The 5,459-nt window shown below is 71.7% G+C and carries 4 protein-coding genes; 2 read left to right on the top strand and 2 right to left on the bottom strand.

Features of this window, described 5'->3' with window-relative positions; all coding sequences use genetic code 11:
* Positions 1–45 precede the first annotated feature (45 nt).
* Entirely contained in the window at positions 46–849 is an 804-nt protein-coding gene (locus tag ACWGIU_RS28240; protein WP_453710421.1) for an IclR family transcriptional regulator, read from the bottom strand.
* Between the two features lie 337 nt (positions 850–1,186).
* On the opposite strand from ACWGIU_RS28240, the gene allB reads away from it, so the two are divergent.
* Together allB and alc are read left to right on the top strand one after the other, a co-directional pair.
* Entirely contained in the window at positions 1,187–2,521 is a 1,335-nt protein-coding gene (gene allB / locus ACWGIU_RS28235; protein ID WP_453710423.1) for an allantoinase AllB, read from the top strand.
* A 14-nt stretch (positions 2,522–2,535) separates the two neighbouring features.
* Positions 2,536–3,657 carry an allantoicase gene (gene alc / locus ACWGIU_RS28230; RefSeq protein ID WP_453710419.1) on the top strand — a complete coding sequence of 374 codons (1,122 nt, stop codon included), beginning with the start codon at positions 2,536–2,538 and terminating at the stop codon, positions 3,655–3,657.
* Positions 3,658–3,868: 211 nt separating this feature from the next.
* On the opposite strand, the gene rsgA is transcribed toward alc, so the two are convergent.
* Positions 3,869–4,993 (bottom strand): ribosome small subunit-dependent GTPase A, encoded by a 1,125-nt coding sequence (gene rsgA, locus ACWGIU_RS28225; protein WP_453710417.1) that lies wholly within the window; start codon positions 4,991–4,993, stop codon positions 3,869–3,871.
* Positions 4,994–5,459: the final 466 nt, after the last annotated feature.

The following is a 5,459-nucleotide window of genomic DNA, read 5'->3' as shown; positions in this document are numbered from 1 at the left end:
GGGCGAGGCCGGGGCCTTTCCGTTACGACCGGGACCGCGTGTTACCTACGCGGGGCTCTGGTTGGCCAGGGCCACCGAGAGCTCGGCGGCCACGCCCTGCAGGATCGGCACGAACGACTCGGCCACCGCCTCCGTGACCCGGCCCGCCGGTCCGGAGATGGAGATCGCGGCGGCGGTCGGTGAGTTCGGCACCGACACGGCGAGGCAGCGGACTCCTATCTCCTGCTCGTTGTCGTCGACCGCGTACCCGGCCTTGCGGACCTGCTCCAGCGCGTCGAGGAACCCCTCGGGCGTGGTGATGGTCTTCTCGGTCGCCGCCGGCATCCCGGTCCGGGCCAGCAGGGCCCGTACCTCGTCGGCCGGGGTGTAGGCGAGGAGCGCCTTGCCCACGCCGGTGGAGTGGGGCAGCACACGGCGGCCGACCTCGGTGAACATGCGCATGGAGTGCTTGGAGGGCACCTGCGCGACGTAGACGATCTCGTCCCCGTCGAGGAGGGCCATGTTCGCCGTCTCCCCGGTCTCCTCGACCAGGCGGGCGAGGTAGGGGCGGGCCCAGGTACCGAGCAGGCGCGACGCGGACTCGCCGAGGCGGATCAGACGGGGGCCGAGGGCGTACCGTCGGTTGGACTGCTGGCGTACGTAACCGCACGCCACCAGCGTGCGCATCAGGCGGTGGATCGTGGGCAGAGGCAGACCGCTGGCGGCGGAGAGTTCGCTGAGGCCGACCTCGCCTCCGGCGTCGGCCATGCGTTCGAGCAGGTCGAAGGCGCGCTCGAGGGACTGGACGCCGCCGCCGGCGGCGGGGGTCTTCGAGGAAGCGTCGGTGGTGCTGGCGCTGGACGTCGGCACGGCGTCGGTCCTTTCGGTGCTGGCAGGCAAGGGAGCAGCCTACCCGGCGGTCGGCGTCCGTCCCAGTGCTGGGGTCGAGGTCGTCGTCGCCGGTCAGAGAGGGTTTGTCCTGGTGGCGGACGTCCTCCGGAAGTTATCCGCCCGGTTCCCGGTAGTGATAGCTACATTCTGTATAGCGAAATCTTAATTCCATCCTGTGGAAACATCCAAGTGCGGTCCTGGTGCGTCAGCGGTCCGTCCGGACGCTCTTGACTGGGTACGGATCGCCGGGAAGACTCCGTCAACAGAACGTTGAATTTCGCTCTGTGGAAGTGGATGGGGAGGTTCGGTGGCCGACGTGGCTGTGGAACTGGTACTGCGCTCGACGCGCGTCATCACCCCCGAGGGGACGCGCGCCGCTTCGGTGGCCGTCGCCGGCGGGAAGATCGCGGCCGTGCTGGCCTACGAGGCCGAGGTACCGGCCGGAGCCCGGCTGGAGGACTTCGGCGACGACGTCCTGCTCCCCGGCCTGGTCGACACCCACGTCCACGTCAACGACCCGGGCCGCACCGAGTGGGAAGGCTTCTGGACGGCCACCCGCGCCGCGGCGGCCGGCGGCATCACCACGATCCTCGACATGCCGCTGAACTCCCTGCCGCCGACCACGACGACCGACAACCTGCGCGTCAAGCAGGAGGTCGCCCGCGCCAAGGCGCACGTGGACGTCGGCTTCTGGGGCGGCGCACTGCCGGACAACGTCAAGGACCTGCGCCCGCTGCACGACGCCGGCGTGTACGGCTTCAAGTGCTTCCTGTCGCCCTCGGGCGTGGACGAGTTCCCCGAGCTCGACCAGGAACAGCTGGCCACCTCCCTCGCCGAGATCACCGGCTTCGGCGGCCTGCTGATCGTGCACGCCGAGGACCCGCACCACCTGGACGCCGCGCCCGTCGTCCCGGGCCCCAAGTACGCCGACTTCCTCGCCTCCCGGCCGCGCGACGCCGAGAACACCGCGATCGGGAACCTGATCGCCCAGGCCAGGCGGCTGAACGCCCGCGTGCACGTCCTCCACCTGTCCTCCTCCGACGCGCTGCCGCTGATCGCCGCCGCCAAGGCCGAGGGCGTCCGCATCACCGTCGAGTCCTGCCCGCACTACCTCACCCTCACGGCCGAGGAAGTACCGGACGGCGCCAGCGAGTTCAAGTGCTGCCCGCCCATCCGCGAGGCCGCCAACCAGGACCTCCTGTGGGACGCGCTCGCCGACGGCACGATCGACTGCATCGTCTCCGACCACTCGCCGTCCACAGCGGACCTGAAGACCAGCGACTTCTCCACGGCGTGGGGCGGCATCTCCTCCCTCCAGCTGGGCCTGCCCGCCATCTGGACCGAGGCCCGCCGGCGCGGGCGCTCGCTGGAGGACGTGGTCCGCTGGATGTCCGCGGCCCCCGCGAAGCTCGCAGGTCTGGCCCAGAAGGGCGCGATCGAGGCCGGCCGCGACGCCGACTTCGCCGTCCTGGCCCCCGAAGAAACGTTCACCGTGGACCCTGCCGAGCTCCACCACCGCAACCGGGTCACCGCGTACGCGGGCAAGACCCTGCACGGCGTCGTGAAGTCCACCTGGCTGCGCGGTACGCAGATCGCCGACCACGGCACCCCGACCGAGCCCACGGGCCTCCTCCTCGAAAGGCAGAACTGACAGTGGCACAGCGTTTGACTGGACTGGCTTCCTTCACCGGCAACGCGAACCCGTACGGAGGCGGCGACCCGTACGCGGACTACCGCACCGCGGACTTCCCCTTCACCCAGTACGCGAACCTCGCCGCCCGTGAGCTGGGCGCCGGTGTCATCGCCGCGAACGACGAGTTCTTCGCCCAGCGCGAGAACCTGCTGATCTCCGAGGCCGCGCACTTCGACCCCGAGGACTTCGGCCACAAGGGCAAGGTCATGGACGGCTGGGAGACCCGCCGCCGCCGGGGCGTCTCCGCCACCCAGCCCTGGCCGACCCCCGAGGACCACGACTGGGCGCTCGTACGCCTGGGCGCCCCGGGCGTCATCCGCGGCATCGTGGTCGACACCGCCCACTTCCGCGGCAACATGCCGCAGGCCGTCTCCGTCGAGGCCACCAACTGGGCGGGCGCCCTCGCGCCGACCCCGGAGGAGCTCCAGGGCGACGACGTGAAGTGGACGACGATCGTCGCCCGCACCCCGGTCGGCGGCCACGCGGCCAACGGCTTCGAGGTGGACGCCCCGCAGCGCTTCACCCACCTGCGCGTCAACCAGCACCCCGACGGCGGCATCGCCCGCCTGCGCGTCTACGGCGAGGTCCTGCCCGACCCCAAGTGGCTCGACGCGCTCGGCTCCTTCGACGTGGTGGCCCTGGAGAACGGCGGCTCCGTCCAGGACGCCTCCAACCGCTTCTACTCCCCGCCGGCCAACACCATCAACCCGGGCCGCTCCCGCAAGATGGACGACGGGTGGGAGACCGCGCGCCGCCGCGACAACGGCAACGACTGGATCCGCTACCAGCTCGTCGCCGAGTCCGAGATCCGCGCCGTCGAGATCGACACCGCGTACCTCAAGGGCAACTCGGCCGGCTGGGCCTCGCTGTCGGTCAAGACGGGCGAGGAGGGAGAGTGGACGGAGTTCCTGCCGCGCACCCGCCTGCAGCCCGACACCAACCACCGCTTCGTCCTGGACACCCCGGCGGTCGGCACGCACGTCCGGATCGACATCTTCCCGGACGGCGGCTTCTCGCGCCTGCGCCTGTTCGGCGCCCTGACGGAGAGCGGCGCGGCCTCGCTGACCGTCCGTCACCAGGAGCTGGGCGGCTAGGCCGTCTCTTTCGGATCTTGCCGGGCCCGCGGCGTCCGGCACCGCACCTCGCCGCGTTGTCGGGGCGCCCGAGTACGTCCGGTACACGGGTGCCCCTCCGCCTTGCCGGGCACGGGCGCCGCTCCGGCGGATCACCCACAGCACACGATGAGGGCTGCCCCGGAGCGGGGCAGGGGTCCTGGCCGACGGCACCCCGCGCCCTGCCCGCGCCTCAGAGGCGGCCACCCCGCTTCGCGGCGTAATTCGCCCGGCCCTCCGCCGACTTCAGGCGCCAGTCGCGGCGGATCTCCGACCGCAGCCGGGCGTCCGTCTTGGCGACGATCCGCTGATTCTCGCGCAGGAGCTTGCGGTAGCTCTCCAGGCGACGGTCCGCGAGCTCGCCGGAGTCCAGCGCGGCCAGCACCGCGCACCCCGGCTCCGCCTCGTGCGCGCAGTCGTGGAAGCGGCAGTTCTCGGCGTACTCCTCGATCTCCGAGAAGACCTGGCCGACCCCGGTCTCGGCGTCCCACAGCCCGACGCCGCGCAGTCCGGGCGTGTCGATCAGGACACCGCCGCCGGGCAGGGCGAGCAGGTTGCGCGTGGTGGTCGTGTGCCGGCCCTTGCCGTCGACCTCGCGGGCCTCCTGTACTTCCATCACCTCGGCGCCCAGCAGCGCGTTGGCCAGGGTGGACTTACCGGCGCCCGAGATGCCCAGCAGCACGCTGGTGCCGTCACCGACGACCGCGGCCAGCACGTCCGTCCCCTCCCCCGTGACGGAGGAGACGGTCAGTACCTGGACGCCCGGCGCGGTGGCCTCCACGTCCTGGACCAGGTGCCCGAGCGTGGCCGCGTCGGGGACGAGGTCCGCCTTGGTGAGGACGACCAGCGGCTGCGCCCCCGACTCCCAGGCCAGGGCCAGGAAGCGCTCGATGCGCCCGAGGTCCAGCTCGACGGCGAGGGAGACCGCGATGATGGCGTGGTCGACGTTGGCGGCGAGGATCTGCCCCTCGGACCGCTGCGAGGAGGTGGACCGTACGAAGGCGGTCCGGCGCGGCAGGTACACCTTCACGTAGCGGGGATTGCCGCTCGCCTCCACGGCGGCCCAGTCCCCGGTGCAGATGACCCGGAGCGGGTCGTGCGGGGTGACGAAGGCGGTGTCGGCGCGGACGATGCCGTCCGCTGTCATGACGTCGCACTGTCCGCGGTCGACGCGCACGACGCGACCGGGCAGGAGTCCCTGCTCTGCGTACGGGGCGAACTCGGCCTCCCACGCGTCGTCCCAGCCGTAGGGGGCGAGGGCGTGCGAGAGCTCGGCGTGCGGAATGGACGGGTAGGACGGGAAAGCGGAGAAAGACAAGGGAAACCCTTCACAGGGTGGCCCCGGCCGCGGGCGCTCGCTCAGTGGCGGCGCGCGAAGAGGTGTGAGGTCAGCCGGAGACCACGGAAGTGACATTGATGGTCTTCTGAGTGCGGGCAGCGCCCTGCGCGATGACAGTCATCAACGAACTCACCTCCGGGGGTCCATACACATGCCGGCGTCCCCCACCGGTCGGCGGGAACGGATGCACCGTAGCAAGTCCGCTCCCGCCGGGGCCACTTCTTTTCGGGCGGCCTTCCCGCGCGTTGGGGCTACGGCTCGCCGGGTGCCGCCCTGCCGATCCGAAGGCGCCGAGCGGGCGGCGCGGGGCGGAGCGGGGCGGAGCGGGGCGGAGCGGGGCGGAGCGGGGCGGAGCGGGGCGGAGCGGGCCACAGGTACACCACTCCAGGTCGGGGAACGGGCGTCTCTTTCGGATCAGGCCCGGCGCGCCTCGGTGGGGCGGGAG

The sequence above is a fragment of the Streptomyces sp. NPDC054840 genome (assembly GCF_053611065.1).
Note: the sequence above shows the minus strand (reverse complement) of the source record. Positions and strands in the feature narration are given on the sequence as shown.